This is a genomic window from Weizmannia sp. CD-2023 (assembly GCF_036225245.1).
In the GTDB taxonomy this organism is placed as follows: domain Bacteria; phylum Bacillota; class Bacilli; order Bacillales; family Bacillaceae_C; genus Weizmannia; species Weizmannia faecalis.
The window spans coordinates 1-989 of record NZ_JARTJQ010000160.1; the positions used below are offsets into that span (position 1 = coordinate 1).

At 36.7% G+C, this 989-nt stretch carries 1 protein-coding gene; it reads right to left on the reverse strand.

The genetic code is table 11. From position 1 onward, the window contains the following. Nucleotides 1–254: 254 nt before the first annotated feature. Entirely contained in the window at nt 255–461 is a 207-nt protein-coding gene (locus P9687_RS17375) for a fumarylacetoacetate hydrolase family protein (RefSeq protein ID WP_201059171.1), read from the reverse strand. Between the last annotated feature and the right edge of the window lie 528 nt (nt 462–989).

A 989-nucleotide genomic window follows, 5' to 3' on the forward strand; every position in this document is an offset into this window, starting at 1 on the left:
AATTATACGGACTTAACTTGCAAGATATTGAATTACTGCTAGACGATGATCTTCTGAATGATTAAAAGCACTAACAGTAATCTAATTATAATGTATGAATTGAGGAATTGAAAACAAAAGCATGTCTGTAGTTGCATGACTTCGCCGTTCAATTGTCAGCACATCCCCGTCTTGGATTTCATCTTTTGTCACCATCCAAGCCCTAGTGCCCCTGTCCTTTCAAAGTTTTTACCTGATCCCCGTTGGAAAGTGTGTTATTGCCAGTCACGAACCGAGCCGTTATTGTAATTAGGATAACCTGCAATATATTCAAAAGCTTTTTCTTCAGGAGTTCTTCTTCCCTTCTTGCCTATTACAACTGCAATTTCAACTTCATAATCGAGCTTTATTTGATTAGCCGGCCTCTCACACCACTTATCCAGACTTCTGGATAACCCCGCCGTGCGTACGGTTCGGTACACGGAGTCTAAAGTTTACGATGGTACAGACAGATAATAATCCAGAAATTCTCTGCTTTTTCATCAACGCAGTGTCCTTTAGATCTTTCTATAAGACACTTCTCTGTTTTTTTCTTCACCCATTTGTTCTTTAAGTAAGCATGGTGTTAACCATAATATATTGATAAAATACGCTTCAATTCCTTGCCGGCAGATTTTAAAAGTTCAATAGCTGTAAGCATTAGGATTCGGTATAGATTTTTACAGATTCGTTGAATGGGAAAAAAGCGCTATCATCAGGCTAATAGACTAGTTACATTTTACTATTTTTTTATTTTTTATGTAAATTCACCATATTTCGTCAATAATTTTATATTTCGCATGCTAAGATTGATTTTACTATTGATGTTGAAACAAGAAAAAAACCGCCGCAACAGGAGTATGTGTCAAGTTTTTCTCGACAAGGTTTAAATATCGGGTATTCCAAGACACTCTTTTTGTACACTTTCGGCTACCGTGCTTTACTTGCTCGGTGTAATTTTCGGAAAAGAT